Raw genomic sequence first — 22,580 nt, 5'->3', positions numbered from 1 at the left:
CACACCCGGTGCCTGGCCATCCCCCTTGGCGGGGGAGGGGCGAGCGAAACGCCGACCGGCTCCCCAGTCTTCCCCGGCGTTCGCTCGCCTTCTATTATGCCCCGGTATACGATGACGCACCTTGCACACGCGGCCGTCCTTGGCCCCTCGGCGCACCCGCACCTGCCCACCCTTTCTTAAGGTGTTTCGGATACATCGAAAGCTTGAAAAGAGGCGGAAAACGGAGAGACATCGGGGTGCGGTTTTCCGCGGCGACGACGGCCGGGCGGTTCTTGCCGCAGCGCTTGGCGCTGCGCATGGGGCCGCTGCTTGGCCGGATCGATGCGGTGCTGTTCACCGCCGACGAGCGCGGCGAAGCCGGGCGCATGTCGCTGATCGCCTTTGCCATCCGCATCGTCAGCGCCGTCATCGCCTTCATCAGCCAGGTGCTGATGGCGCGCTGGATGGGCTCGTTCGAATACGGAATCTTCGTCCTCGTCTGGGTGACGATGGTCATCGTCGGCAACCTCGCCTGCCTCGGCTTCCACACTTCGGTGATCCGCTTCATCCCCGAATACCGCGAACGCAACATGCTCGCCGAACTGCGCGGCATCGTGGTCGCCAGCCGCCTGTTCGTGCTGATTGCCTCGACCGCGATCGCCGGGCTTGGCGCACTGGGCGTCTGGCTGTGCGCGAACTGGATCGAGAGCTACTATGTAATGCCCTTCATCCTCGGCCTGTTCTGCCTGCCGATGATCGCCATGGGCGATCTGCTGCAAGGCCAGTCACGCGCCAATTCCTGGGCGTTGTTTGCGTTGTCGCCGACCTATCTGGTGCGGCCGGTGCTGATCCTGGCGCTGATGGCGCTGATGCTGGCAATGGGCTATGCGCCCGACGCCAGGACAGCGATCTTCGCCTCGATCGCCGCCACCTACGCCACCACGCTCGGCCAGCTCATCGGCGTGACCACGCGCATGGGCAGGAATATCCCGTCCGGGCCGATGAAGGTGCATTTCGCCGAGTGGTTCATCGTCTCGCTGCCGATCTTCCTGGTCGAGAGCTTCTTCTTCCTGCTCACCAACGCCGATGTGCTGATGGTCGGCGCCTATCTTCAGCCCAACGACGTCGCCGTCTATTTCGCCACCGTCAAGACGCTGGCGCTGGTGCATTTCGTCTATTTCTCCGTCAAGGCCGGCGTTGCCCAGCGCTATGCGCAGTTCACCCATGGCGAACCGGAAAAGCTCGCCGCCTTCGCCCGCGAGACCGTGTCATGGACGTTCTGGCCGTCGCTGCTGATGGCGCTGCTGGTGCTGGCGCTCGGCGAACCGATGCTGGTTCTGTTCGGCCCGGAATTCACCGCCGGCTATCCGCTGTTGTTCCTGCTGGTGTTCGGCGTCGTGGCGCGCGCCGCCGTCGGCCCGTGCGAAAGCCTTCTGACGATGAGCGGCAACCAGAACATCTGCGCCGCCGTCTATGCCATGACGCTGGCCTTCAACATCGGTCTCAACGTGGTGCTGATCCCGTTCTTCGGCCTGTGGGGCGCGGCGATCGCCACCAGCCTCGCCATGGTCTTCGAGGCCAGCGCCCTGTCCTTCACCGTCTGGCGCAAGCTCGGCATCGTCATGCTGATCTTCGTGCCCGCTGCCGAGGGAGCCGCCTGATGGCCGCCATCCCGCTGATCGAGGAAACCAGCGGCGGTCCGGCCGGCGCCATGGTGTCGGGCCTTGCCGGCCTGGCGCGCGACGCCGATCCGGCGCATCTCGAGATCCTCGCCAACAACCGGCCGCTGCGCAAGCTGGCGATCTATCCGGCCTCGGCCGGCTTCGAGCTGGTCGAGGAACTCGACTATCTGTGCACCCGCACGATCGAGCCGAACGTCTTCTTCAACCCGCGCTTTCTGGCGCCGGCCATGCCCCGGCTGGAAGATCGCGAGGTCAAGCTGGCGGTGATCCGCGACGGCGACGAATACCGCAACCGGCTGCGCCTGCTGGTGCCGTTCTCGGTCGAACGGCCGGCCGTGCCGCTCGGTGTTCCGGTGATGCGCACATGGTCGAGCCCGTTCGGTCCGATCGGCACGCCGCTGCTCGACCATGACGACCCCATCGGCGTCGTCGAGGACTTTTTCGGCATGCTGTCGCGGCCGCATCTGAAGCTGCCGAAGGTCTTCGTTTTGCCCGACATGCGGCTCGACGGCCCGTTGGCCAGCGTGCTTGACGCCGTTGCCGAGACGCGCGGCCTGACAATGGTCACCACCGGCAAGGCGGACCGGCCGGTGCTCGAAAGCACGCTCGAAGGCGAAGCCTATCTGAAGGCGTCGCTGCGTTCGCACCATTATCGCGAGTTCCGCCGCCTGAAGCGGCGCCTGGGCGATCTCGGCAAACTGGAACACCTCGTGGCGCGTGGCCCCGACGAAATCCGCCACGCCATCGAAAGCTTCCTGACGCTGGAAGCCGCCGGCTGGAAGGGCCGCGAGCGCACCGCCATGGCCATCGACCGCTACCGCGCCGCCTTCGCTCGCGAGGCCGTGCACCGGTTGGCCGAGCAGGATCTGTGCCGGATCCATTCGCTGACGCTGGACGGCCGCACCATCGCCTGCCTGGTCGTCTTCGTCGAAGCCGGCGTCGCCTACACCTGGAAGACCGCCTATGACGAGACGCTGGCGACCTATTCGCCGGGCACGCTGCTGATGATCGAGGTGACCAGGCAGCATCTCGACGACCCCAACATCATGATGACGGATTCCTGCGCCGTGCCCGACCACCCGGTGATGAGCCGGCTGTGGAGCGAGCGCAAGCCGATGGGCTCGCTGGTGATCGGGCTAACGCCGGATGCCGACCGCCTCGCCCGCCAGGCCGCCTCGCAGCTGCATCTCTACCGCGAAACCCGCAACATGGCCCGTCTGCTGCGCAACCGCGTGAAGAGTTTGCTGGGACGGCGATAGCCACTGGATCAACGGCAAGACACCAGCTATGGCTCCGGCGGCAATTTCGGCCGGCCTTCACGACAAGCCATCCTGATGATCAGAACGTTTTTGCGTCACGCCGGTCCCCGTGCGGCCTTTTTGCTGCTTGCGCTGCTGCCTGTCCGCGCCTGGGCCGATAGCTGTCCCGAGGATTGCAGCGAGCCCGCGCCGTCCATCAACATCTACAGCCACACCGCCGCCAGCTATCTCAGCCCGGCCACGCTGGGTGCACTGCCGCGCGTCTATGTGCCGAACCGCTCCTCCAACAGCGTCACGGTGATCGACACCATGACGCTCAAGGAAGTCGACCGGTTCCCGGTCGGCAGCAAACCGCAGCACGTCGTGCCGTCCTGGGACCTGAAGACGCTCTGGGTCGCCAACAATGGCACCGGCAAGAACGGCAGCCTGACGCCGATCGACCCGATGACCGGCAAGCCCGGCCCGCAGATCGCCGTTGACGATCCCTACAATTTGTATTTCATGCCGGGCGCGGCCATCGTCGTCGACGAAGCCCTGGAGCGGCTCGATTTCCGCGATCCTCACACCATGGCGCTGAAGTCGGCCCTGCCGACGCCCACTTGCCCCGGCATCAACCACGCCGATTTCTCGGCCGACGGCGCCTACGCGATTTTCACCTGCGAATACGGCAATGGCGGACTGGCCAAGATCGACCTGAAGAACCAGAAGGTGCTTGGCCATCTCGACTTTTCGAAAATGGGCATGCCGCAGGACATCCGCCTCTCGCCCGACGGCAAGGTTTTTTACGTCGCCGACATGATGAATGACGGCGTGTTCCTCGTCGATGGCGACAGTTTCAAGGAGATCGGCTTCATCCCGACCGGCATCGGCGCCCATGGCTTCGTCGTCAGCCGCGACGGCAAGCGGCTCTATGTCTCGAACCGGGGCTCGCACAAGATGGAGCAGGGCAAGGCAAAGGGCCCGGGCAGCGTGAGCGTGATCGACTTCGCCACCCGCGCGGTCGTAGCACTTTGGCCGATCCCCGGCGGCGGCAGCCCCGACATGGGCAATGTCAGCGCCGACGGCAAACAACTATGGCTGTCCGGCCGCTTCGACAGTGCCGCCTACATGATCGACACGACATCGGGCGCGGTGACCAAGTTTCGGGTTGGCTCAGAGCCGCACGGCCTGACCGTGTGGCCACAGCCGGGGCGGTATTCGCAAGGGCATACGGGGAATATGCGCTAAGTCCGTGTTCGAGGCGCGGCTCGAACGCAAAAGGTCGCAAGGGCAACCGCCCATCGGCCGGGACCCGGAACGAGCAGGGGCTTTCCTTGGACACCGCGAAGCTGTAGCTCCACACACTGGTTTCGGATACTGCCAGAAGATGAACCTTCGCCGCATCGTCCTCATCGTCGCGCTTCTCAATCTTGCCTATTTCGGGATCGAGTTCGCTGTGGCGCTCGCCATTGGATCAGTGTCCCTGTTCGCCGACAGCATCGACTTTCTTGAAGATGCTTCCGTGAACCTCCTCATCCTGCTCGCACTTGGCTGGTCTGTGCGCTCCCGTGCGCGGGTGGGGATGGCATTGGCGCTCATCCTTCTCATGCCGGGTCTGGCAACGCTCTGGACGGCTTGGGAGAAGTTCAACGTGCCGGTGCCGCCGCAGCCCATCGCCTTGACCTTGGCGGGACTTGGCGCTCTCGCCGTCAACCTGTCCTGCGCCTACATGCTGGCCGCGCACCGGCATCGTGGCGGCAGCCTCACAAAGGCGGCCTTCCTGTCGGCCCGCAACGACGCCTTGGCCAACATCGCCATTATTGCCGCAGGGTTGGTCACGGCCTTGCTCTGGCATTCCGCGTGGCCCGATTTGGCGGTGGGATTGGGGATCGCGGTCATGAACGCCGACGCGGCCCGCGAAGTGTGGGAAGCTGCCCGTGAAGAACACCGTGCGGCGGCCTGAGAGCACGTAGAGCGGGGCTACCGGCCGCCGCTGATTGGCGCTATCGCTGTCATCCTCAGCAGCCGCGGTTGGCTCTGTGTTCGAGGCACTGTTCGAACCCGGAGGGTTCGCAAGGGCGACCGCCCGTCGGCCGGTCAGGCCGCCCCATCGGAGCCCATGAGCGAAGCGAACTGGCGTGAGATCAAAAATGGTGCCCCTAGCCGGGGTACTGGGGCTGGATCGAACCAGCGCTTAGACCGAACAATATCTCAGCGATAACAAGACCTTATGGGCATGTCGCCCCCGAAGTCCGATAGTCTCGATGTACCTCAGTGGGTATCAGGCGCTGTACCTCGGGTCAAGCTGCCCGCGCCGCATCCCTCACGTCTTCAACGTACAACTGCAGGACGGTCCAAGGGTCATCCTCCAATTCCACCGCCACCGCGTAAGCCTGACCTTCCCCGAAGGTGTCGCGGACATCCTCAAGGTGTCGCTTAAGCCACGCCGCCGCGTTAGCTTCGAGGCGGGAGAAATCCATCTTCGTGTGCATGTATGTGACCCCGTGCCATGATTGGCGAGTGAGGCTTACGGGCGCTGCCATCACATGACAAACCACTAATATTCATTCCTCGAAAGGGACGATCCCGGCAGCGGGTTGAATGCCGCGCCGGACGCCGCCAAGGTCGCCCGCTCTATGGTCGCGGGGAACCTCAGCGCCACTCAGCGCAGCCTCTACGGGGCGGGAAAGATCAACTTAAGTCGCTACGCGCTTCCGCCTCAACGAACCTGACGGGCAACGCTGCGGCGATCTCCTCAGCCATCCCCGGCAAGAGCCGTTCGAGAGCCTGACGGGTCCGCAAGTAGGACTGTGGTCGCCATGATGGCTGACCGCCGCGCGTCCCTGACTTGTACTGAATGATCCATTGGATTTGGTTGCGGCACTCGATGATCCGGGTCGCCTTGGCCTCGCTGAAGTCCCATCTCAGGACAACGCGGGAATAGTTGTCTGCTTCCTCGCAAGCCGGGTTAAGGGCGCGCGGGCTTCTGCTTCTGCTCACTGTCTGAATTGCCTTCCTGTTGCTGTGGTGTTGATGGTTTCCGGGGCTGCCGGGGCTGCGCTGAACGCGGTGAAGCAATCCGGGCGCACAATGTGCCTCCAGACCAAAGCGCCGCTGCGCGCAGGGTGTTTGAGTGGGGTAGAGCCCGAAGGGGGCTTTGAGCTTGGGGCAATGGTTCACCGTGATGGCGACCTAACCCCCTTCGGGAATGGTGGTGCTGCTATATGCCCAGGTCGAGACGCATCTTGGCAGCGGCCTGTGCATGTCGGGTGAGCAATGCCCAATCCCCACGCACAACGGCCCGCCTAAACTCTGACAACTCGGCTTCGTCGATGTGTTCTGACCAGCTTTCAAGGGTCAGCCCGACCGGTGCAAGGACGCTGCGAACAAGCCGCTGGGTAAACGCTGTCTCGACCACTTGGGCCTCCAGCTGGTCCACGCCTGCCGCTTCAAAGTCGATGACGCCTGTTTCCGCGAAGGTGTCCACCACGGCCTGTTGGACCTCAACCGGCTGCGCTTCCGCCCAGCGGTTCAACGCCCTGTCAGCGCCGTCAGAAAGCTCTTGATGTGTCTTCTCGGCCTTCTGTTCCGGTGTCAGGTCATCTTTCTCAAGGTCTTGGTCGTCATCATCCTGCTCAATCGCCACCTCCGGGGTTTCCCCCGAAGGCTGTTCTGGGACGAGTGAGCCTATCGGAAAGAACCGTAGCCGTATGGCGCTACAGCCTGCTCGACGGCAGCCGCGTAGTCTGCAGGGCTGATCTCGCCTGCCTCGACCATCTGCCGGGCCTGCTTAGGGCCAAGCTGGATGCCGCCCACGGTCACGGGAAGGCTGTCGACAAGGGCGCGAGGTGGGACGGCAAAGGCGCTGTTCGACGGGTCCGCCTTGGCGTTAAGCTGCTCGACCGTCGTCTTGCCGTTGCTGATCGAAACCCGCTGGCTGAGCTGGCCACGCTGCTGGGCCTGATACCACTGGTTGCCGGCTAACGAGACCTCGGTCGCTGCTGCGATCTGGGCCTTCAAGCGGGCCTCTTTCTCAAGGTGGGTCGCTCGGGCCGCGTCGAAGCGCATCCGGTCAATAACCTCCTCTCGCTGGGTAGCGGACATCGCCATCAAGGCTCGTTCCTGCTCGGTCGGCTCGCTGTAGGTGTGGCTTGAGCTTCCGCTCATCTGGTCGTCGCTATATCTGGTCATGGGTCGTTCCTTTCATAAATGATGGTCCCCGCGACGGATGTTGCGAGGTTCTGGTAGTGATGGGTTATGGGGTCAGCGGCGTGGCTGGAGCCCGTAGCTGTGGATTGGTGGTTCTGGGGTGTGGCCGGCCTCTGGGGGCGCTACGGCCGGGCTTAGGCTGGTCTTGCGGGGACGCATGTAAAGCTCGGCCATTCGCCGCATCATATTCCCGCCTTCAAGCTCACGGTAGCCGTAGACCGTGTAGCATCGCCCGGCGACGATTAGGGCGTCTGGGATGCCGGAAAGTCGGTCCAGTTCGGATGATCGACCCTCCTCCATCCTGCCCAAGGCTTCAATGATGGCGAAGGCCTGATCGCGGGTCGGCCAATCTGCGAGGGCGGGGAGAAACTGGCTCACTGGCCTTCCCTGTGGTGCTGGAGCCATGGCGTCTTGGCGTGAGCCTTGGCGGTGCCAAAGCGGAAGAGGTGGTCGAGGTGCTGGCCCCCGTCTGCCCCATCGGAATACCGGCCAAAGTCGCGGTCAGCATCCCACCTCGGGCCAATCCAAGCCAGCGCCTTGCGGCTGAGGTCGAACTGGTCGCGCTTGGCCTGACCCAACCTCTTCCATGCGAACTGCGCGTAGTGGATGGCGATGCCCTTCTCACGCCGCTTCCCACGTCGATCCGCCGCCGCCTTGATGGACTGGGTGCGGGTCTGTTTGGTCCTGAGAGAGAGCTTGGTGTCGGGGATGTTGCGATAGCCGGGGGCGTTGACGAGGTGCTGTTTCCAGTCGATGCGGTCGCCTTGGGATGCTCTGAGGGCCGACTTAGCCTGCCTCTTGGCTGTGGCCGTGGCCATGGTAAGGGCGCTGATGTCGTCGTCATGGACATCAGGTTTGGTTTCTCGCTCATGCAGGAATAGAGCCCTGTCGAACGGTCGTGCATCTTCGGTCATGTCATGCAGTTTCCTCTCGGGATTGTTGTTTGGTTGTCGCTTGGAAAAGGGAAGGCTGGCAGGGTCATTTTCAGCCGATGTAACGTCATGTGTAATAGGTACCTTGTAACGACACTTAAGGTTCACCCTGAGGGTTCCCCCTGAGCTGGAGACATCAGACTGAGACCACCAGAAGAAAGAGGCGGAAGCCTCCCCCAACATCCCACCTTCAGGTTCACTTCTGGCCATCGCTCTAAGGTGTCAGCCCACGGAGCTGAGGTGTTCATCAGAAGGTAGCCTGAAGGCTGAGAACATCAGAGGGAGGGACTTCCGTCCGCTCCTGTGTCTGATCAACACGCTATGTCGACCATATCGGGCTCATACGACACCTTGAGGTGACCCTTAAGTGTGACCCTGATCTGAGCTTGGGCTTTGCTGATCTGGCCAGTTCGATTGCCGACATAGTGAGAGACCATCCGAGTGGACGCTCCCGTGATCCTGCTCATGTCAGCCTGAGCGACATTCGGGAAATGGTCGAGAAGCCATCTGACCTGACCCTCAGGGTCTAACTTGTGTCTGCGACCGACCATGAACTCGCCAAGCGCCACCTGAGCGGCCACCGCCACCGGACTGGACGTGATGTCGGTCTTGATTGTCTGGACAGCGTCCGCCCATCGCTGGTCGATCCATGCCTGTCCCTTGGGTGATATGACATCGAATGGACGTCCGACGATGGAGAAGACACGCTTCCCCAACCCTGACCTGACTGACTTCATGGTCAGCCGCCGCCGCGTGACGTGCTTCCTTTCGGCGAAAGAGGCATGCTTGGGAGTTTGGTCTTCAATCTCGTGCTGGAGAATGCCGAGCCGAGACAGGACATCGCGGACCTGTTTGCGGCCGACGCCTTTGGTCTCGCCGTACTCGGTGATTGTGATCCATGAGCCTATTGGTGCCTGGACGACTTCACCGGTGGTGCTGTCGACGGTCTCTAAGGTGTACTCCAAGTTGTCCTTTCTGGGGTCGGTTCCTGTTGGCTGTCGCTTCCGCAAAACATCCCCTCAGGCTGCCTTACGGTGCCGTTGGGGTCGACTTGGGTGCGGTGAGGGGCTGGTGAGGCTGTCGCCACGAAAGAGGCCGACGCGCAGACGAGCGCGTGAGGCTTTCGGCTCCGTAGAGCTAGTGTGGCGGGTATGGGATCAATGCCCATTTCGCCTTCGTAGTGCTAGTGGTCACCCTATCAGATTACGGGGCAATTCGGCTCCGTAGTGCCAGTGGTGTCCCTATTGGGATTATGGGCAGGCTTGGGAGAAAGGCGTTCGATAGTGCTAGTGTGTACCCTATCGGGTTATGGGGCGATTTTGGCTTCGTAGTGCTAGTGGAGTACCTATGGGATTTCGGGCCATTTCGGCTTCATAGTCCCACGGTTGTCCCTATTCGGCGTCGCAGTGCCACGGTTCACCCTAACCGGCCGCGCCCCGATCCAAAGTCCGCTTAACCTGCATGGCCGTCCAAGCACCACCTCGGGGCGTCTTAACACCCGCCTCGTGAAGCGCCGCTGCGATGTCCCTTAGCGTCTTGCCAGCGTCCCTCAGCGGCTTCACGACATCCATCACCCGCCGCGCATCGGCATCCGCAGTCGCCTTCAAGGACGCTATCCGTCCGTCCAGCGACCCCGCCCTGTAACCCCCGAGCTTGACGCCCTTCGCCTTCGCCGCCGCCAGTGCTGCCTTGGTCCGCTCTGATATGAACGTCCGCTCCTGCTCTGCCAGCGCCGCATATATGTGAAGCTGGAAGGGGTCGGCGTTCGGCATAGTCGCCACTCGTATCGCGGCGCGCTTCATAGCCCCCGCGATGAACTCGACATCACGGCTCAGTCTGTCCAGCTTGGAAACCAGAACCTCAGCCCCGAGCCGCTTCGCCAGCGCCAGCGCCTTCGCCAACTCGGGGCGACTGTCGACCTTCCCCGACATCACATCCATGAACTCCCCGACAATCTCCCACGGCACATCCGAGAAGGCGTTCAGGAAGATGTCGATGTCACGCCGCTGCGCCTCAAGCCCAAGGCCGCTCTTGCCCTGCTCTGCGGTGCTAACTCGGGTGTAGATGACGTAGCGCTTCATGGCCGTTCCTCGTGTCTGGAACCACGTCTATGCGGTCTTGTATCACAAGTCAATGGACGTTGCGCTTGATACAAGTCATGCGCTCGCGCCGTCCGACCTCATCATGGGTGAAGCCTCGGCCGCAGCACTCGACGCGACTGGGCGCAGCCTCTGCGGGGCAAAGCGGTGCCGTCCAGAAGTCCTGAGGGTGGCCTGTGGTGGAACCGAAGGGGGGCACGGGGGGTGATCCCGCGCTGCCACATATCTGATGGGTAGGGCGGATTTTTCCGCCAGATATTCCTGACCCACCCTTGGTCATCACAGGGCAAAGATGGGGCGTCATGGTCACGAAATAGTCACTGTTGTTCCGCTTGTCAGCGGTACTCCAAGCTATAGACTTGGGGCATGGGAAACGGGGGCTGGCGTCCATAACCAGCACCCCGATCAGCGTCCAAACCTGATCTAATCCCATGAAGGCGGCGCGCCGGTCACTTCCTGCAAGACCGTGGCTGGCGCGTCGTCACTATTTGCCATCCAAGCATTGACCTGTGGCCGGCGCAAGGCAGACTTGGTCTCGTTGGCATCACAATCAGGTCACCCGCATATACGATCCCTCGTGCGGCACGGGAGGACTATTGGCGAAGGCCTTGACCTGCGGGTAGCAACCGGTCGTTATACACCTGTCTAGTCGACAATCGGAAGCATCAGTAGGGGGGGTGAAATGACGCTTAAAGACGATCTGCATGCGGTTCTCGATACGGATAGACCTGTCTTCGAGTTCACAAGAAATCTACTCACGCTGATTACCTATTGGACCATATTGCTTATATCTTGGTTCATGTTCGTGGTGGGACCGGAAACACCAGGGGCACTTCCCAAAATCGTATTCAAATTCTTTCTCATGGTCCCGGGAATATTCGGCGTCTATTTGATTTCGAGGTTGGTCTCTAATGCGTTCGATCTTCTGCGGCAGGTTGAGAAGCATCTCGCAAATTCGGAATGGCTCATTCTCCGGAAACTTCCATTCATTGTCACCCCTATAGGCCTAGTCGGCTTGGGCGCATTTACGCTCCTCCTCACAGCAAGCCTCCTTCCGCCCATCTTGGGCGTTGCCAGGACGCTCTATGCCACTCATTGAGACCAGCGATCAGGGTTGCCGACCCCCCAAGACCGCCTTCCTCATCGCCCTTGTGGCAACCTCCAGCCGCCTCTCAGGCCCGCCGTATCGCTCCGCCATGCCGCCCAGGGTGTGCCCAAGGATCAGGTTCTGGTCGTGGGTGTCCACCTCGGCAAGGTCCAGCGTATCCTCCATGTTATGCCGAAGGGAGTGGGTAACCTTCCTGCGGTCGTCGGTCACCTTCCGCACATGCTTCCCCAGCGCCGCAGACGCCTTCGTGTTGCCACCCTCGACACCATAGCGGGGGAACAGCATCGGACCATCGGTCAGCTTAAGGGCCTCCTTAGCGGCCTCCAGCGCGTCCCCGACCAATGGCACCCGGCGTCTTGAAGGGTCGGTCTTGATCCGCCTATCTTCGTGCCATTCGACCTCGACATGCGGCGTGTCCCCTTCAACCACTACGTCCTTAACCCTCAACCCAGTGACCTCGGCGAGACGGCAGCCTGTCCCCTCCAGCAGCCGCCACATCAAGGGCAAGTCAGGGTTGTCGGCGTGGGTCTTGATCCGCTGCCTGACCTTCTGAAGCTCGCCCTTGGTGAAGGGCAGCCTCTTGTTCTTCTCGGATGTATCGCCGCCGCGCCCAGACCCCAGCACGGGCAATCCGGTAAAGTGATTGGTCAGCCCATGCAGCTCCGTCACCTCGGCAATGGCGTGATTGATGATCGCCCGGATGTCGTTCAGATATCGGTCGACCGTCGACTTACTCCCGACCTCACCCCGCATGAATTCTTGCACCTTCCGGGCCTGCTCACGAGTGATGCTCACCACGGTGACCGTGTCAGGTGTGGATGCCAGCGCCTTGGCAATGTAGCCCACCGCCCGCTCTGCCCTCTGCTCATCCTTCTTGCGCTCCAGCGGCTTCGGGTCGTTCAACGCAAAGCGGTCCTTAAGATAGAGCTTCTTGGCGTCCTCAATGGTCGGCGCGGGCTTCTTGGGAATGGCGGTATTGAGCATCCGTACCAGTCGCGTGTCCTCAGCGCTCACCCCAATTGGGTAATCGGTCTCAGGGTCGGTCGGGTACTTGGCCGCGATGGCATCCGTCACAACACTGCGCTCGATCCAGTCACGGGTCTCTTGGTCGTCGTCGCCAGCCTCGTCCTCATCAATCGGCGGCCTGTAAGGATTGAGCCCCAGCGCCTTGATCCGTTCAACGGTCTCTTGGAACAACTCCCGCGCGGTCTTGGGGCGATTGATGCCGCGCACCTCATCCCAAGCCGCCGCCAGCATCTGCTCGACCTCGCGATGCACTTGCCGGTATTTCGCCAGCGCCTCGCCCTTGGCATTTCCCAACGGTATGGTGATCTCGCCCTTACTTAAGATAGATCGAAGCTCAGGTTTGACGACGCGCCGGTAACGATAGGTGGAGCTCCCCAGCTTCTTGCTCTTGCGCTCTTGCCAGTAGTCCACGATCACGCTGCTCATTATGTTGGACCCCCTAATGTACCTCAACGATGTACCTCGGGGGACGTCTAAGCCCTTGAAAGCCTTGCAACTACTGGGCTTGCTGGTGGTCAGTGGTGCCCCTAGCCGGAATCGAACCAGCACTCCTTGCGGAACTCGATTTTGAGTCGAGCGCGTCTACCAATTCCGCCATAGGGGCTCAGGCCCAAAGGCCTGGATGGGCGCGGACTATACGGTTGGAGGCCTGTTCGTCAACTGGCCAAATGCGCCGCCGTGCCCTGCTTGCGGCAAAAGCCCGCCTTTCTGTTTCGTGAAGCTCCTGCCATTGTGCGGCGCGGAAAACCTTTCTAGACAGACGCGTATCAAAGCGCGTTGCGTCTGGGCAACTTGCATCCAGGAGAGCCGATGCTTCGCGGACTTTACGACTGGACCTTGTCGCTGGCGGCCCGCAAATCCGCCGAATGGTGGCTGGCCTTCATCGCCTTCGTCGAAAGCTCGGTGTTTTTCATACCTGCCGACGTCTTGTACCTGCCCATGGCGTTGGCGCGGCCCGAACGCGCCTATCGCTATGCGCTGACCGCCACTGTCGCGTCGGTGCTGGGCGGCATTGCCGGCTGGCTGATCGGTTACTATGCCTACGACACGATAGCACGGCCGATGCTGGAGCACTTTGGCGGCCTTGACGCGTTCGAGAGCTGGCAGTCGGCCGGCACCGGGCTGATGCTGGTGCTGCTCGTCACATCGGGTGCCGCCCACCTGCCGCCGATCAAGGTGGTCACCATTCTGGCAGGCGCCCTCCACGTCAATCTTGTCGTCTTCATCGTCTCCGCCATCCTGGCGCGTGGCGCTCGTTTCCTGCTTCTTGCCTGGCTGCTGCGCCGCTATGGCGAGGAGATCAAGGAATTCATCGAGAAGCGTTTGGGATTGATCGTCGGCGCCGGCGCCGCCGCCCTGATTTTGCTCTATATCGTCGTCAAATACGCCTTCTGACCGCCCAAGGCGGGCGGTGGGTCAGGACTATGCCGGCGGACGGCGAATTCAACGGACGAAACATGACAGCCACGATGACAGCCGATACCGGACGCCAGCGGACGCGCACCGCTTTGTTTCTCGCCGTGGCCATGGCCGCCACGGTCGGCTCCGCGCTCGCCTTCCAGCACATAGGCGGCTACATCCCCTGCCATCTCTGCCTGGAACAGCGCATGCCCTATTATATCGGCGCCCCGCTGATGCTGCTGGCGGTGATCGCCTCGATGTTCAGCGCACCCGCATGGCTGACGCGCGGCCTGCTTGCCGTCGGCGGCCTGCTGATGCTCTACGGGCTCTATCTCGGCGTCTATCATTCGGGCGTCGAATGGGCCTGGTGGCAGGGTCCGGCCGATTGCACGGCCGGCGCCGGCCCGGTCGATACCGGCGGCAAGGGCGTGCTCGACGCGCTCGACAAATTCGTGCCGCCATCCTGCGACAAGGCAGCCCTTCGTATCCTCGGCCTGTCGCTGGCCGGCTGGAACGCCATCGCCAGCTTCATCCTCGCCGCCGTCGCCTTCCGCAGCGCGCTGGCGCGCGACTAATCAAGTGCGAGGTCGCGCCATGCGGCCAGTCTCTTAATGTTGGCACCGCCCCTCATTGCCCTGCCGGGCATTTCTCCCCGTATAGTGACGGGGAGAAAGACGCAGTCATCAATGGTTTCGCCAATCCAGAACGCTGAAAGAAGGGCGCCAAATTTGCAGCCAATTCCCTATCTCCCCGTCACTATACGGGGAGAAGGTGGCGGCAGCCGGATGAGGGGCAGCACCTGACGTCGGCGATTGCCCTGGCAAGGCCGATCGGGCCAATCCCTACGGCTCCAACTCCACATCCCAGTAGAGATAATCCATCCAGCTTTCATGCAGATGGTTGGGCGGGAACAGCCGGCCATTGTTGTGCAGGTCGTGCACGGTCGGCTGGTAGGGCTTCTGCAACGGCCACATCTTGGCGTGCGCCGGCATCATGCCGCCCTTCCTCAGATTGCAGGGTGAACAGGCGGCCACGACATTCTCCCACGTCGTCGCCCCGCCGCGATGGCGCGGGATGACGTGGTCAAAGGTCAGATCCTCGGGCGTGCCGCAATACTGGCACTGGAAGCGGTCGCGCAGGAACACGTTGAAGCGGGTGAATGCCGGGTGCCTCGACGGCTTCACATAGGCCTTCAGGCTGACGACGCTGGGCAGCTTCATCGAAAAGGTCGGCGAAGACACCGCATGCTCGTATTCGGCGACGATGTTGACCCGGTCGAGGAACACCGCCTTGATGGCATCCTGCCAGGACCAGAGCGACAAGGGGTAATAGCTGAGCGGACGGTAATCCGCATTCAGCACCAGCGCAGGAAGCCCATCCGGAGATACGGCAACCGTCACCTTGTTGACCTCCTCGTTTTAAAACCGATCGGCGTGGATACTGTAAGCCCGACATGACAGGGATGTGAAGCGGATTGTCATCAGCCAAACGCGGCAAAAATGCAGGGTTTTCATGCTTTTTTGCGGTTTCAGGCCGGAGGTGCTGCGTCCCGGCCCCTGGTTTCGCGATAATAGGACCAGAAAAGCCGCGATGCGACACCTCGCCACGGGCTCCATGATTCGGCCAGGGCGATCAGCGTTTTCTCCGGCGGACGCGGCTCGATGCCGAGCGCGTGGCCAACCGCGCTCTGCAGCGCGACGTCGCGCGCGGGGAAAATATCGGGGTGGCCGGCGGCAAACAGGAGATAGACTTCCGCCGTCCACGGGCCGATGCCCGGCACCGCGATCATAGCCGCGATCGCCTCTTCGGCGTCGAGCGAACAGAGGTGATGCAGGTCGAGCCCCTCAACCACGGCCTGCGCAACCGCGATCAGACCGCGCTGCTTCGGCCGCGACAGCCCAGCCTCACGAAACATGTCCTCGCCGGCGGCAAGGATCGCCTGCGGCGTTAGCGGATCGACCAGTTTCACCAGCCGGCCGAAAATGGCATCGGCGCTCGCACGGGATACTTGTTGCGAAACGATAATGGAGGCCAGGCTTCGAAAGCCGGGCTCCGACAGCCGCAGCGGCACCTCGCCGGCCATGCCGCGCACCTTTTCCAGGCGCGGATCGATTGCGCAAAGCGCATCCAGCCCGCGCGCAATATCGTCCAGTGTCGCGATGCGTTGCATGTTTTCTTGTTCCTGAACCGACCTCACGGTAGCAATTGGCAAAACCGCTGCACAACCCGATTGCCGCTTGTGAGATGACGCTCCTGACATTCCGCTTCGCGCCGAGCCCGAATGGCGAACTGCATCTCGGCCATGCCTATTCGGCACTGCTCAACCAGCAACTGGCGCGTGCGGCCGGCGGCCGCCTGCTGCTGCGCATCGAGGACATCGACACGATCCGCTGCACGCCTGAATTCGAGGCCGGCATCTTTCGCGACCTCGAATGGTTAGGTCTCGAATGGGAACAGCCGGTGCGGCGCCAGGCCGAGCATTTCTCCGACTACCGGGCCGTGCTCGACCGGCTGGTCCGCGAAGAACTCGTCTACCCTGCCTTTATGAGCCGTGGCGAGATCAGGGCCTTCATCGCCGACAGCGAAAAGCGCGGCCGCGGCTGGCCGCGCGACCCGGACGGCGTGCCGCTTTATCCCGCCGCCGACAAGGCGCTGCCGGTCAGCGAACGCAACCGCCGCATCGCCGAAAATGCGCCCTTCGCCTGGCGCCTCGACATTGATGCAGCGCTGGCGCGCGTCGGCACGGATTTGTCCTGGCGCGAATTCACCAACGAGACGCTTTCGGCGACGCAGCGAGTCGAGGCGCGTCCGCAGGACTGGGGCGACGTCATTCTGGCGCGCCGCGACATCCCGACCAGCTATCACTTGGCCGTCGTCGTTGACGACGCTCTGCAAGGCGTCAGCCATGTCGTGCGTGGCCGCGACCTTTATTCCGCGACCGGCATCCAGCGCCTGCTGCAGGAACTGCTCGGCCTCGGCCAGCCGCAGTATTTCCACCACCGTCTCATACTCGGACCGGATGGGCGCAAACTGTCGAAGAGTTTTGCTGATACCGGCCTTGCCGCGCTGAGGCCGGCAGGCATGTTGCCGGACGATGTCAGGCGGCTGGTCGGGCTCTGACTAAAGCCGGGCCAGCCCCGCCTTGAGCAGCGCCAACGCGCCTATAAACGCGAGGGCGCCGCCCAGTCCCCAGGCAACCGCGAGCTTCAGATCTCTCAGGACGATGCCATGTTCGTTCGCGGCCATGACCGCGGCGAAAAAGCCGAGCGTGAACAGCAGCGTGTTGCCGGTCGACCCAAAACCGTCCTCCTGCATGATGGCGTCGAGCGCTGAGCCGAAGAAGAAGCCGAACACGGCCACACTGGCCACCGTCATCAACAGCCAGCTTGGATCGAGATGCAACAGCATGCGCGCTCCCTGTCGAAGCCAAAACGCCATGTCGCCGGATCGATCGACAGAAGTCGATTGCCCTGACGCCGCCCTTTGAATTCGGCCACCTCCTACATCAGGATGAGCTTATGTACCAATTGTTTCACTTTGCTTGCCGGATTGAACCGCATTAGAGCAATTGCCGTATTTGTCTCTTCACCGAATCGGACCTCTCCACCGGAAACGGCTTCCCCGAAATGCACAGTCTCAAGCGGTTCATCCCCGCCTCGTTTGTCGTCCTGTGGGCGACAGGTTTCATCGGCGCGCGCTACGCCATGCCCTGGGCGGAGCCCTTCACCTTTTTGGCGGCCCGCTTTGTCATCGCCGCCTTGCTGCTTGCCGGGCTGATGCTCGTGCTTGGCTCGAAGCGAGCCACAAGGGCAGAAGCGCTTCACGCCACGGTCGCTGGCATCCTCATGCATGGCATCTATCTCGGCGCGGTGTTCTGGGCGATCCACAGGGGCATGCCCGCCGGGCTTTCGGCGCTGATCGTCGGCCTGCAGCCACTGATCACCGCCGTGCTTGCCGGCCGATTCCTCGGCGAGGCCATCCTGCCGCGCCACTGGGCCGGCCTTGCCGTCGGCCTTGTGGGGGTGATCATCGTGCTGTGGCCGAAGCTCGGCGCTCTCGGCGGCGGCGTTACGCCCGAAACCCTGACGGCGTCGCTGGTCTCGGTGCTGGGCATGAGCGCCGGGACCATCTGGCAGAAGCGCTATGCTTCGGGTGGCGACCTGGTGGCGGCGACGATGTGGCAATATATCGGCGGCGGCTCGCTGATGATCCTGGCTTCGCTGGCACTGGAGACCCACACGGTGATCATCAACGGCGAACTGATCTTCGCCATGGCCTGGCTGGTCCTGGTGCTGTCGATCGGCGCCATCTTCCTGCTGATGGTGATGATCCGCGACGGCGAGATGTCGAAGGTCGCGTCACTGTTCTACCTGGTGCCGGCCGTCACCGCTGTCATCGCCTGGGCGCTGTTCGGCGAACAGCTCAGCCTCGTGCAGATCGTCGGCATGGCAATCGCGACGCTCGGCGTCGGGCTGGCCACGGCTCGGCCAGCCAAAACCTAGCTGCCGACCCGTGCGCGCGCTTCGAGAAAGCGGCTGATCGCCGCATTGAGTTCGCCGCCGAGGATGAAGATCGCCGACAGCATATAGAGGAAAACCACGGCGATCATGATCGAGGCGAGGCCGGCATAGGTCGTCACATAGGACGAGAAATGGTCGAGGTAGGTCGCGAACATCGTCGAGCCGACAAGCCACGCAGCCAGAGTGAAGATGATGCCAGGCACCAGCGAGACAAAGCGGCGCTTGCCCGCCGGCAGCCAGTAGTGGACGGCAAACAAGCCACCAATGATGACGGTTGAGGCGATGACGTAGCGCCACAGCGTGATCGTGCCCGTATAGGGTTTGATCCACTCGAAATGAGCTTCCGCCAGCCGCGCCAGCAAAGGCGCAAAGACCAGGAGCACGCTGATCGCCAGGAAACCGGCCGTCGCGATCAGCACGAAGAAAATGCTCTGCACCCGGCGGTAGATGATGCCGCGCGTTTCGGCGACGCGGTAGGCGCGGTTGAGCGAGGTGCGCAGCGCCTCGATGCCGTTGGAGGCGAAATAGGCCGCCAGAAGCACGCCGTAGGTCAAAAGATCGGTGCGCCGCACGGTCAGCACGTTGAGCACCTCGCGCGCGATAGGCTTGGCGATCTGTTCGGGCCAGGTGTCGAAGACCAGGTGCACGGCAGTATCGGCGAACGCCTGCGCACCGAGGAAGCTCGCCAGCGTGGTGGCGAAGATCAGGAACGGGAACAGCGCCATGAGCGAAGTGATCGCCAGATGGCTGGCCATGGCCCAGCCGTCATCGGTGTTGAAATGGCCAAGCGCGTCATAGAGCACGCGGCGCAGCACGACGATATTCCGCATCAAGAGCCGCGTTCCCTTCGATTGTCTCGACGCCGCGAATATGGGAAGGGATTGTGGCAAATGGCAACCCTTGCTCAAACCACGACGCCGCCTGCCAAAGAGTTGCGCACCATCATCGTCACCGGCGCCTCGTCCGGGATAGGCGCCCACTGCGCCCGTGCGCTGAAGGCGGATGGCTGGCGGGTGCTTGCAACGGCGCGCAAGCCTGAAGACATAGCCTCACTCGAAGCAGACGGCATCGAAGCGTTTTACCTCGATTACCGTGAGCCGGACTCTATCGAAGCCCTTGTGAGCTCGGTGCTGGAGCGGACAGGCGGACGCCTCGACGCCCTGTTCAACAACGGCGCCCATGCACAGCCCGGCGCCGTGGAAGACCTGCCGGTTGCGGCATTGCGCGAGCAGTTCGAGGCCAATTTCTTCGGCTGGCACGACCTCACCCGACGCATCGTACCGGTAATGCGTCGCCAGGGACATGGCCGCCTCGTTCATTGTTCCTCCATCCTTGGGCTCGCGCCGGTGCCTTTTCGCGGCGCCTACTCAGCCTCCAAGCACGCGCTCGAAGGCCTGATGCTGTGCATGCAGCAGGAACTCAGGGGCAGCGGCATCCATGTCTCGCTGATCGAACCGGGGCCAGTGACCTCGAAAATCGCCAGCAACGGGCTGTTCTGGTTCCTGAAGAACATCGACCACAAGAATTCCGTCCACCACCTCGCCTATGCCTCGCAGCTGGCGCGGCTTCGGGCCGGCGGCAGCTCATCGCGGCTGAAAAAGGGGCCGGAGGTGGTCTATGCGGCCTTGCGCCATGCACTTCTGTCGCGGCGCCCGCGCCCGCACTATGTGGTAACAGTGCCGGCCAGGATCGGCGTGATGCTCAAGCGCATCCTGCCGGCATCGATGCTCTACCGCGTTCTGGCCAGACGCGCCTGACCGCAACAGAACTGGGAACAGATCATGGCAACCGTCATCAAAGTCCTCCTCGTCCTCGTCATGGTCGCCGTGGTGATCGTGCTTGTCCGCGGCCTCATCAACATGATGCGCGGCGGCTCCGGTGTGAGCTCGAACAAGCTGATGCAGGCACGCGTGCTGCTGCAGGCGCTGGCGTTGGCACTGATCCTGCTGGTGGTGTATTTCACCCGCAAGTGACGGCCGTTCGGGAGGCGACGTGGTCAAGCTCAACAAGATCTACACCCGCACCGGCGATGACGGCACCACTGGCCTCGGCACCGGTGAACGCAGGCTGAAATCCGACCTGCGCGTCGATGCCTACGGCACCGTCGATGAAGCCAATGCCTGCATCGGCATCGCCCGCCTGCACACAGCGGCAAGTTATCCCGCCATCGACGCCATGCTGTCCCGCATCCAGAACGATTTGTTCGACCTCGGCGCCGATCTCGCCGTGCCCGACGACGGCAAGCCGCTGGGCTACGAGCCGCTGCGCATCATCGCCTCGCAGACCGACCGCCTCGAAAAGGATATCGACCTTCTCAACAAGGATCTGCAGCCGCTCAAATCCTTCGTGCTCAATGGCGGCACGCCGGCGGCGGCAGCACTTCATCTTGCCCGCACCGTGGCGCGACGGGCCGAGCGGATCATGGTGGCGCTGGCGCAGGACCCGGCCGAACATGTCAATCGCGAGGGGCTGAAATACATAAACCGCGTCTCCGACTTTCTGTTTGTCGCCGCCCGTGCGGTCAATGACAACGGAAATGCCGACGTGTTATGGGTGCCCGGCAAGAACCGCTGAATTTCGAAGGCGGGAAAGGGCTTGGGGCATGTTCATCCCGCTTTACGACTCCAACAGGTTGCGCCACATCCGGCTGCAATATGTGACGATCGGCCTGATCGCGGCCAACGTGTTGGTCTTTCTCATCACCACGATCGGCGGCGAAAATTTCAACAACGCAGCCGTGCTCGGCTTCGGCTTCATTCCTTCGGTTGTCCACGACACGGCAGAACTCTCGCCCCAATTCGTCGTCATTCCCGAGAGCCTGAGTTACCTTACCTATGCCTTCCTGCATGCCGATATCTTTCATCTCGGCGGCAACATGCTGTTCCTGTGGGTGTTCGGCGACAATGTCGAGGACGCACTCGGCCACATCCGCTACCTCATCTTCTACCTGCTTTGCGCCATCGCCGGCGCCTTCTTCCAGGGGCTCGTCGCCTGGAGTTCGGAGGTTCCGCTGATCGGCGCCTCCGGCGCCATTGCCGGCGTCGTCGCCGCCTATCTGGTCCTCTACCCCCGGGTGAAAGTGTGGGTGCTGGTCTTTGCCCGGATTCCGCTGCGTATCCCGGCCTTCATCCCGCTGATCCTGTGGATCGGCTTCCAGGTGGTGATGTTTGCCGCCGGCGGCGAAAACCAGATATCCTGGGCCTGCCATATTGGCGGCATCATTGCCGGTGGCGTGCTGGTGCTCATCATGCGCAGCCGCGGCGTGCCGCTGCTCGCCGGTGGCGACGGCGAGCCGCAACCCGCCGATCAGCCAGCCGCTTCTACTGGGCCGGCGCCAGCCGGTCCCGCTCCCGTGCAACCTGAGACGCGTTGGGGCCGGGGTGGCGCTTCCGGTCACAAGTGAACCGATTTGGGTGGTTTGGTCGCTGCCGTGGCATATTGACGTGTTGCGTCGCCACAACTACGGAGAGCGCCACCGCTAGGCGGCAGAAGACCAGAATTCGTCCGGCCAGGATTCCGTTTGGCCGGAATTCAGTCAGGAATGTCGGCTTTCGACAACTCTGCGGAGGCGCACGCTGCTATAGCGCGCCCGGATATCTCAGGAGAGGTGACAGACAATGAAGATCCTTGTGCCCGTGAAGCGGGTTGTGGATGCGAACGTCAAGGTTCGCGTCAAGGCCGATGGTTCGGCGGTGGAACTCGCCAACGTCAAGATGGCGATGAACCCGTTCGACGAGATCGCGGTGGAAGAGGCGCTCCGGCTGAAGGAAGCCGGCAAGGCCGAAGAGATCATCGTCGTTTCGGTCGGCCCGCAGCAGGCGCAGGAAACGCTCCGCACCGCGCTCGCCATGGGCGCCGACCGCGCCATCCTGGTCAAGACCGACGAGCAGACCGAGCCGCTCGGCGTCGCCAAGGTGCTGAAGGGCGTCGTTGACGCCGAACAGCCCGGTCTCGTGATCCTCGGCAAGCAGGCGATCGATGATGACTCGAACCAGACCGGCCAGATGCTGGCCGCCCTGCTCGGCTGGGCACAGGGCACTTTCGCCTCCAAGGTCGTGATCGACGGCGACAAGGCCAAGGTGACGCGCGAAGTCGACGGCGGCCTGCAGACGGTGGAACTGAAGATGCCGGCGATCATCACCGCCGATCTTCGCCTCAACCAGCCGCGCTATGCCTCGCTGCCCAACATCATGAAGGCCAAGAAGAAGCCGCTCGACGAAAAGAGCCCGGCCGATTACGGCGCCGACGTCAAGCCGCGCCTGAAGGTGCTCAAGACCGAGGAGCCCAGCGGCCGCAAGGCGGGCGTGAAGGTCAACAGTGTCGCCGAACTGGTCGACAAGCTCAAGAACGAAGCCGGCGTGCTCTGAGACTGGAAGGAACAGATAA

Annotated in this window: 25 protein-coding genes and 1 tRNA gene; 14 read left to right on the top strand and 12 right to left on the bottom strand. The window is 62.5% G+C overall.

The genetic code is table 11. The features are described 5' to 3' along the window. Positions 1–236: 236 nt before the first annotated feature. The 4 genes from NKH54_RS09120 (at position 237) to NKH54_RS09105 (ending at position 4,862) form a co-directional block, all read left to right on the top strand. Positions 237–1,640 carry a lipopolysaccharide biosynthesis protein gene (locus NKH54_RS09120; protein ID WP_023737465.1) on the top strand — a complete coding sequence of 468 codons (1,404 nt, stop codon included), beginning with the start codon at positions 237–239 and terminating at the stop codon, positions 1,638–1,640. Then, positions 1,640–2,920 carry a GNAT family N-acetyltransferase gene (locus NKH54_RS09115; protein ID WP_353028078.1) on the top strand — a complete coding sequence of 427 codons (1,281 nt, stop codon included), beginning with the start codon at positions 1,640–1,642 and terminating at the stop codon, positions 2,918–2,920. Before NKH54_RS09120 ends, NKH54_RS09115 begins: the two co-directional genes overlap by 1 nt. Before the next feature lie 75 nt (positions 2,921–2,995). Further along, on the top strand, positions 2,996–4,147 hold the full coding sequence (locus NKH54_RS09110; RefSeq protein ID WP_353028077.1) for a YVTN family beta-propeller repeat protein: 1,152 nt from the start codon (positions 2,996–2,998) through the stop codon (positions 4,145–4,147). Positions 4,148–4,286: 139 nt separating this feature from the next. Beyond that, positions 4,287–4,862 (top strand): cation efflux transmembrane domain-containing protein, encoded by a 576-nt coding sequence (locus NKH54_RS09105; protein ID WP_023673757.1) that lies wholly within the window; start codon positions 4,287–4,289, stop codon positions 4,860–4,862. 337 nt (positions 4,863–5,199) lie between these two features. Here the strand turns inward: NKH54_RS09105 and NKH54_RS09100 are convergent, their stop codons facing one another. From NKH54_RS09100 to NKH54_RS09075, 6 genes are all read right to left on the bottom strand, one after another. Next, positions 5,200–5,391, bottom strand: a complete 192-nt coding sequence (locus NKH54_RS09100; RefSeq protein WP_031243451.1) for a hypothetical protein — start codon at positions 5,389–5,391, stop codon at positions 5,200–5,202. Positions 5,392–6,119: 728 nt separating this feature from the next. Further along, positions 6,120–6,545, bottom strand: coding sequence for a hypothetical protein (locus NKH54_RS09095; RefSeq protein ID WP_023748479.1), 426 nt, complete (start codon positions 6,543–6,545; stop codon positions 6,120–6,122). A 41-nt stretch (positions 6,546–6,586) separates the two neighbouring features. After that, a complete protein-coding gene (locus tag NKH54_RS09090) occupies positions 6,587–7,090 on the bottom strand; it encodes a hypothetical protein (protein ID WP_353028076.1) in 504 nt (167 codons plus the stop codon). 392 nt (positions 7,091–7,482) lie between these two features. Then, a complete protein-coding gene (locus NKH54_RS09085) occupies positions 7,483–8,022 on the bottom strand; it encodes a hypothetical protein (RefSeq protein WP_023748482.1) in 540 nt (179 codons plus the stop codon). Between the two features lie 329 nt (positions 8,023–8,351). Beyond that, complete coding sequence (locus NKH54_RS09080) at positions 8,352–9,005, bottom strand: hypothetical protein (protein ID WP_156932451.1); 654 nt, start codon at positions 9,003–9,005, stop codon at positions 8,352–8,354. A 456-nt stretch (positions 9,006–9,461) separates the two neighbouring features. After that, positions 9,462–10,121: a recombinase family protein gene (locus NKH54_RS09075; protein WP_023748484.1), complete on the bottom strand. Its 660-nt coding sequence runs from the start codon at positions 10,119–10,121 to the stop codon at positions 9,462–9,464. Positions 10,122–10,821: 700 nt separating this feature from the next. Here NKH54_RS09075 and NKH54_RS09070 point away from each other — a divergent pair. Next, positions 10,822–11,238 carry a hypothetical protein gene (locus NKH54_RS09070; RefSeq protein WP_023748485.1) on the top strand — a complete coding sequence of 139 codons (417 nt, stop codon included), beginning with the start codon at positions 10,822–10,824 and terminating at the stop codon, positions 11,236–11,238. A gap of 9 nt (positions 11,239–11,247) precedes the next feature. Here NKH54_RS09070 and NKH54_RS09065 read toward each other — a convergent pair whose 3' ends face one another. Beyond that, positions 11,248–12,699, bottom strand: a complete 1,452-nt coding sequence (locus NKH54_RS09065) for a tyrosine-type recombinase/integrase (protein ID WP_353028075.1) — start codon at positions 12,697–12,699, stop codon at positions 11,248–11,250. A gap of 93 nt (positions 12,700–12,792) precedes the next feature. Next, positions 12,793–12,877, bottom strand: a tRNA-Leu gene (locus NKH54_RS09060). A gap of 206 nt (positions 12,878–13,083) precedes the next feature. On the opposite strand from NKH54_RS09060, the gene NKH54_RS09055 reads away from it, so the two are divergent. Both NKH54_RS09055 and NKH54_RS09050 read left to right on the top strand, forming a co-directional pair. Further along, a complete protein-coding gene (locus NKH54_RS09055; RefSeq protein WP_353028074.1) occupies positions 13,084–13,668 on the top strand; it encodes a YqaA family protein in 585 nt (194 codons plus the stop codon). 62 nt (positions 13,669–13,730) lie between these two features. Next, positions 13,731–14,249, top strand: a complete 519-nt coding sequence (locus NKH54_RS09050) for a disulfide bond formation protein B (protein WP_353028073.1) — start codon at positions 13,731–13,733, stop codon at positions 14,247–14,249. Between the two features lie 267 nt (positions 14,250–14,516). On the opposite strand, the gene NKH54_RS09045 is transcribed toward NKH54_RS09050, so the two are convergent. Together NKH54_RS09045 and NKH54_RS09040 are read right to left on the bottom strand one after the other, a co-directional pair. Then, positions 14,517–15,074: an HNH endonuclease gene (locus NKH54_RS09045; protein ID WP_008874122.1), complete on the bottom strand. Its 558-nt coding sequence runs from the start codon at positions 15,072–15,074 to the stop codon at positions 14,517–14,519. A gap of 128 nt (positions 15,075–15,202) precedes the next feature. Beyond that, on the bottom strand, positions 15,203–15,844 hold the full coding sequence (locus NKH54_RS09040; protein ID WP_023685318.1) for a DNA-3-methyladenine glycosylase family protein: 642 nt from the start codon (positions 15,842–15,844) through the stop codon (positions 15,203–15,205). Between the two features lie 74 nt (positions 15,845–15,918). Here NKH54_RS09040 and gluQRS point away from each other — a divergent pair, with 74 nt between their 5' ends. Continuing rightward, positions 15,919–16,794 (top strand): tRNA glutamyl-Q(34) synthetase GluQRS, encoded by an 876-nt coding sequence (gluQRS, locus tag NKH54_RS09035; protein WP_353028072.1) that lies wholly within the window; start codon positions 15,919–15,921, stop codon positions 16,792–16,794. On the opposite strand, the gene NKH54_RS09030 is transcribed toward gluQRS, so the two are convergent. After that, positions 16,795–17,082: a hypothetical protein gene (locus tag NKH54_RS09030; RefSeq protein ID WP_353028071.1), complete on the bottom strand. Its 288-nt coding sequence runs from the start codon at positions 17,080–17,082 to the stop codon at positions 16,795–16,797. It lies immediately after the preceding gene. Between the two features lie 218 nt (positions 17,083–17,300). On the opposite strand from NKH54_RS09030, the gene NKH54_RS09025 reads away from it, so the two are divergent. Beyond that, a complete protein-coding gene (locus tag NKH54_RS09025; RefSeq protein ID WP_352518497.1) occupies positions 17,301–18,176 on the top strand; it encodes a DMT family transporter in 876 nt (291 codons plus the stop codon). Here the strand turns inward: NKH54_RS09025 and NKH54_RS09020 are convergent. Then, the gene (locus NKH54_RS09020) at positions 18,173–19,024 is read right to left on the bottom strand and encodes a YihY/virulence factor BrkB family protein (protein ID WP_023671675.1); all 852 of its coding nucleotides are present in this window, start codon (positions 19,022–19,024) and stop codon (positions 18,173–18,175) included. The two genes, NKH54_RS09025 and NKH54_RS09020, sit on opposite strands and share 4 nt — an antisense overlap. 60 nt (positions 19,025–19,084) lie before the next feature. On the opposite strand from NKH54_RS09020, the gene NKH54_RS09015 reads away from it, so the two are divergent. The 5 genes from NKH54_RS09015 to NKH54_RS08995 all read left to right on the top strand — a co-directional run bounded on the left by NKH54_RS09015 (position 19,085) and on the right by NKH54_RS08995 (position 22,561). After that, complete coding sequence (locus NKH54_RS09015; RefSeq protein WP_353028070.1) at positions 19,085–19,951, top strand: SDR family oxidoreductase; 867 nt, start codon at positions 19,085–19,087, stop codon at positions 19,949–19,951. A 24-nt stretch (positions 19,952–19,975) separates the two neighbouring features. Then, positions 19,976–20,167, top strand: coding sequence for a twin transmembrane helix small protein (locus tag NKH54_RS09010; protein WP_023671673.1), 192 nt, complete (start codon positions 19,976–19,978; stop codon positions 20,165–20,167). Positions 20,168–20,186: 19 nt separating this feature from the next. Beyond that, positions 20,187–20,768: a cob(I)yrinic acid a,c-diamide adenosyltransferase gene (locus tag NKH54_RS09005; protein ID WP_353028069.1), complete on the top strand. Its 582-nt coding sequence runs from the start codon at positions 20,187–20,189 to the stop codon at positions 20,766–20,768. A gap of 28 nt (positions 20,769–20,796) precedes the next feature. After that, entirely contained in the window at positions 20,797–21,597 is an 801-nt protein-coding gene (locus NKH54_RS09000) for a rhomboid family intramembrane serine protease (RefSeq protein ID WP_353028068.1), read from the top strand. A gap of 214 nt (positions 21,598–21,811) precedes the next feature. Beyond that, entirely contained in the window at positions 21,812–22,561 is a 750-nt protein-coding gene (locus tag NKH54_RS08995; protein ID WP_023685322.1) for an electron transfer flavoprotein subunit beta/FixA family protein, read from the top strand. Positions 22,562–22,580 lie beyond the last annotated feature (19 nt).

The sequence above is a fragment of the Mesorhizobium sp. M1004 genome (assembly GCF_040318795.1).
In the GTDB taxonomy this organism is placed as follows: domain Bacteria; phylum Pseudomonadota; class Alphaproteobacteria; order Rhizobiales; family Rhizobiaceae; genus Mesorhizobium.
This window is presented reverse-complemented; position numbering and strand designations above follow the sequence as displayed.

What these genes read in the sequence shown, in the direction of transcription:
- NKH54_RS09105 (WP_023673757.1), top strand. Translation starts at nt 4,287, where the DNA reads ATGAACCTTCGCCGCATCGTCCTCATCGTCGCGCTTCTCAATCTTGCC.
- NKH54_RS09040 (WP_023685318.1), bottom strand. Translation starts at nt 15,844, where the DNA reads ATGCAACGCATCGCGACACTGGACGATATTGCGCGCGGGCTGGATGCG.
- gluQRS (WP_353028072.1), top strand. Translation starts at nt 15,919, where the DNA reads ATGACGCTCCTGACATTCCGCTTCGCGCCGAGCCCGAATGGCGAACTG.
- NKH54_RS09100 (WP_031243451.1), bottom strand. Translation starts at nt 5,391, where the DNA reads ATGCACACGAAGATGGATTTCTCCCGCCTCGAAGCTAACGCGGCGGCG.
- NKH54_RS09065 (WP_353028075.1), bottom strand. Translation starts at nt 12,699, where the DNA reads ATGAGCAGCGTGATCGTGGACTACTGGCAAGAGCGCAAGAGCAAGAAG.
- NKH54_RS09020 (WP_023671675.1), bottom strand. Translation starts at nt 19,024, where the DNA reads ATGCGGAATATCGTCGTGCTGCGCCGCGTGCTCTATGACGCGCTTGGC.
- NKH54_RS09055 (WP_353028074.1), top strand. Translation starts at nt 13,084, where the DNA reads ATGCTTCGCGGACTTTACGACTGGACCTTGTCGCTGGCGGCCCGCAAA.
- NKH54_RS09090 (WP_353028076.1), bottom strand. Translation starts at nt 7,090, where the DNA reads ATGACCAGATATAGCGACGACCAGATGAGCGGAAGCTCAAGCCACACC.
- NKH54_RS09010 (WP_023671673.1), top strand. Translation starts at nt 19,976, where the DNA reads ATGGCAACCGTCATCAAAGTCCTCCTCGTCCTCGTCATGGTCGCCGTG.
- NKH54_RS08995 (WP_023685322.1), top strand. Translation starts at nt 21,812, where the DNA reads ATGAAGATCCTTGTGCCCGTGAAGCGGGTTGTGGATGCGAACGTCAAG.
- NKH54_RS09015 (WP_353028070.1), top strand. Translation starts at nt 19,085, where the DNA reads ATGGCAACCCTTGCTCAAACCACGACGCCGCCTGCCAAAGAGTTGCGC.
- NKH54_RS09110 (WP_353028077.1), top strand. Translation starts at nt 2,996, where the DNA reads ATGATCAGAACGTTTTTGCGTCACGCCGGTCCCCGTGCGGCCTTTTTG.
- NKH54_RS09070 (WP_023748485.1), top strand. Translation starts at nt 10,822, where the DNA reads ATGACGCTTAAAGACGATCTGCATGCGGTTCTCGATACGGATAGACCT.
- NKH54_RS09025 (WP_352518497.1), top strand. Translation starts at nt 17,301, where the DNA reads ATGCACAGTCTCAAGCGGTTCATCCCCGCCTCGTTTGTCGTCCTGTGG.
- NKH54_RS09000 (WP_353028068.1), top strand. Translation starts at nt 20,797, where the DNA reads ATGTTCATCCCGCTTTACGACTCCAACAGGTTGCGCCACATCCGGCTG.
- NKH54_RS09085 (WP_023748482.1), bottom strand. Translation starts at nt 8,022, where the DNA reads ATGACCGAAGATGCACGACCGTTCGACAGGGCTCTATTCCTGCATGAG.
- NKH54_RS09075 (WP_023748484.1), bottom strand. Translation starts at nt 10,121, where the DNA reads ATGAAGCGCTACGTCATCTACACCCGAGTTAGCACCGCAGAGCAGGGC.
- NKH54_RS09050 (WP_353028073.1), top strand. Translation starts at nt 13,731, where the DNA reads ATGACAGCCACGATGACAGCCGATACCGGACGCCAGCGGACGCGCACC.
- NKH54_RS09115 (WP_353028078.1), top strand. Translation starts at nt 1,640, where the DNA reads ATGGCCGCCATCCCGCTGATCGAGGAAACCAGCGGCGGTCCGGCCGGC.
- NKH54_RS09030 (WP_353028071.1), bottom strand. Translation starts at nt 17,082, where the DNA reads ATGCTGTTGCATCTCGATCCAAGCTGGCTGTTGATGACGGTGGCCAGT.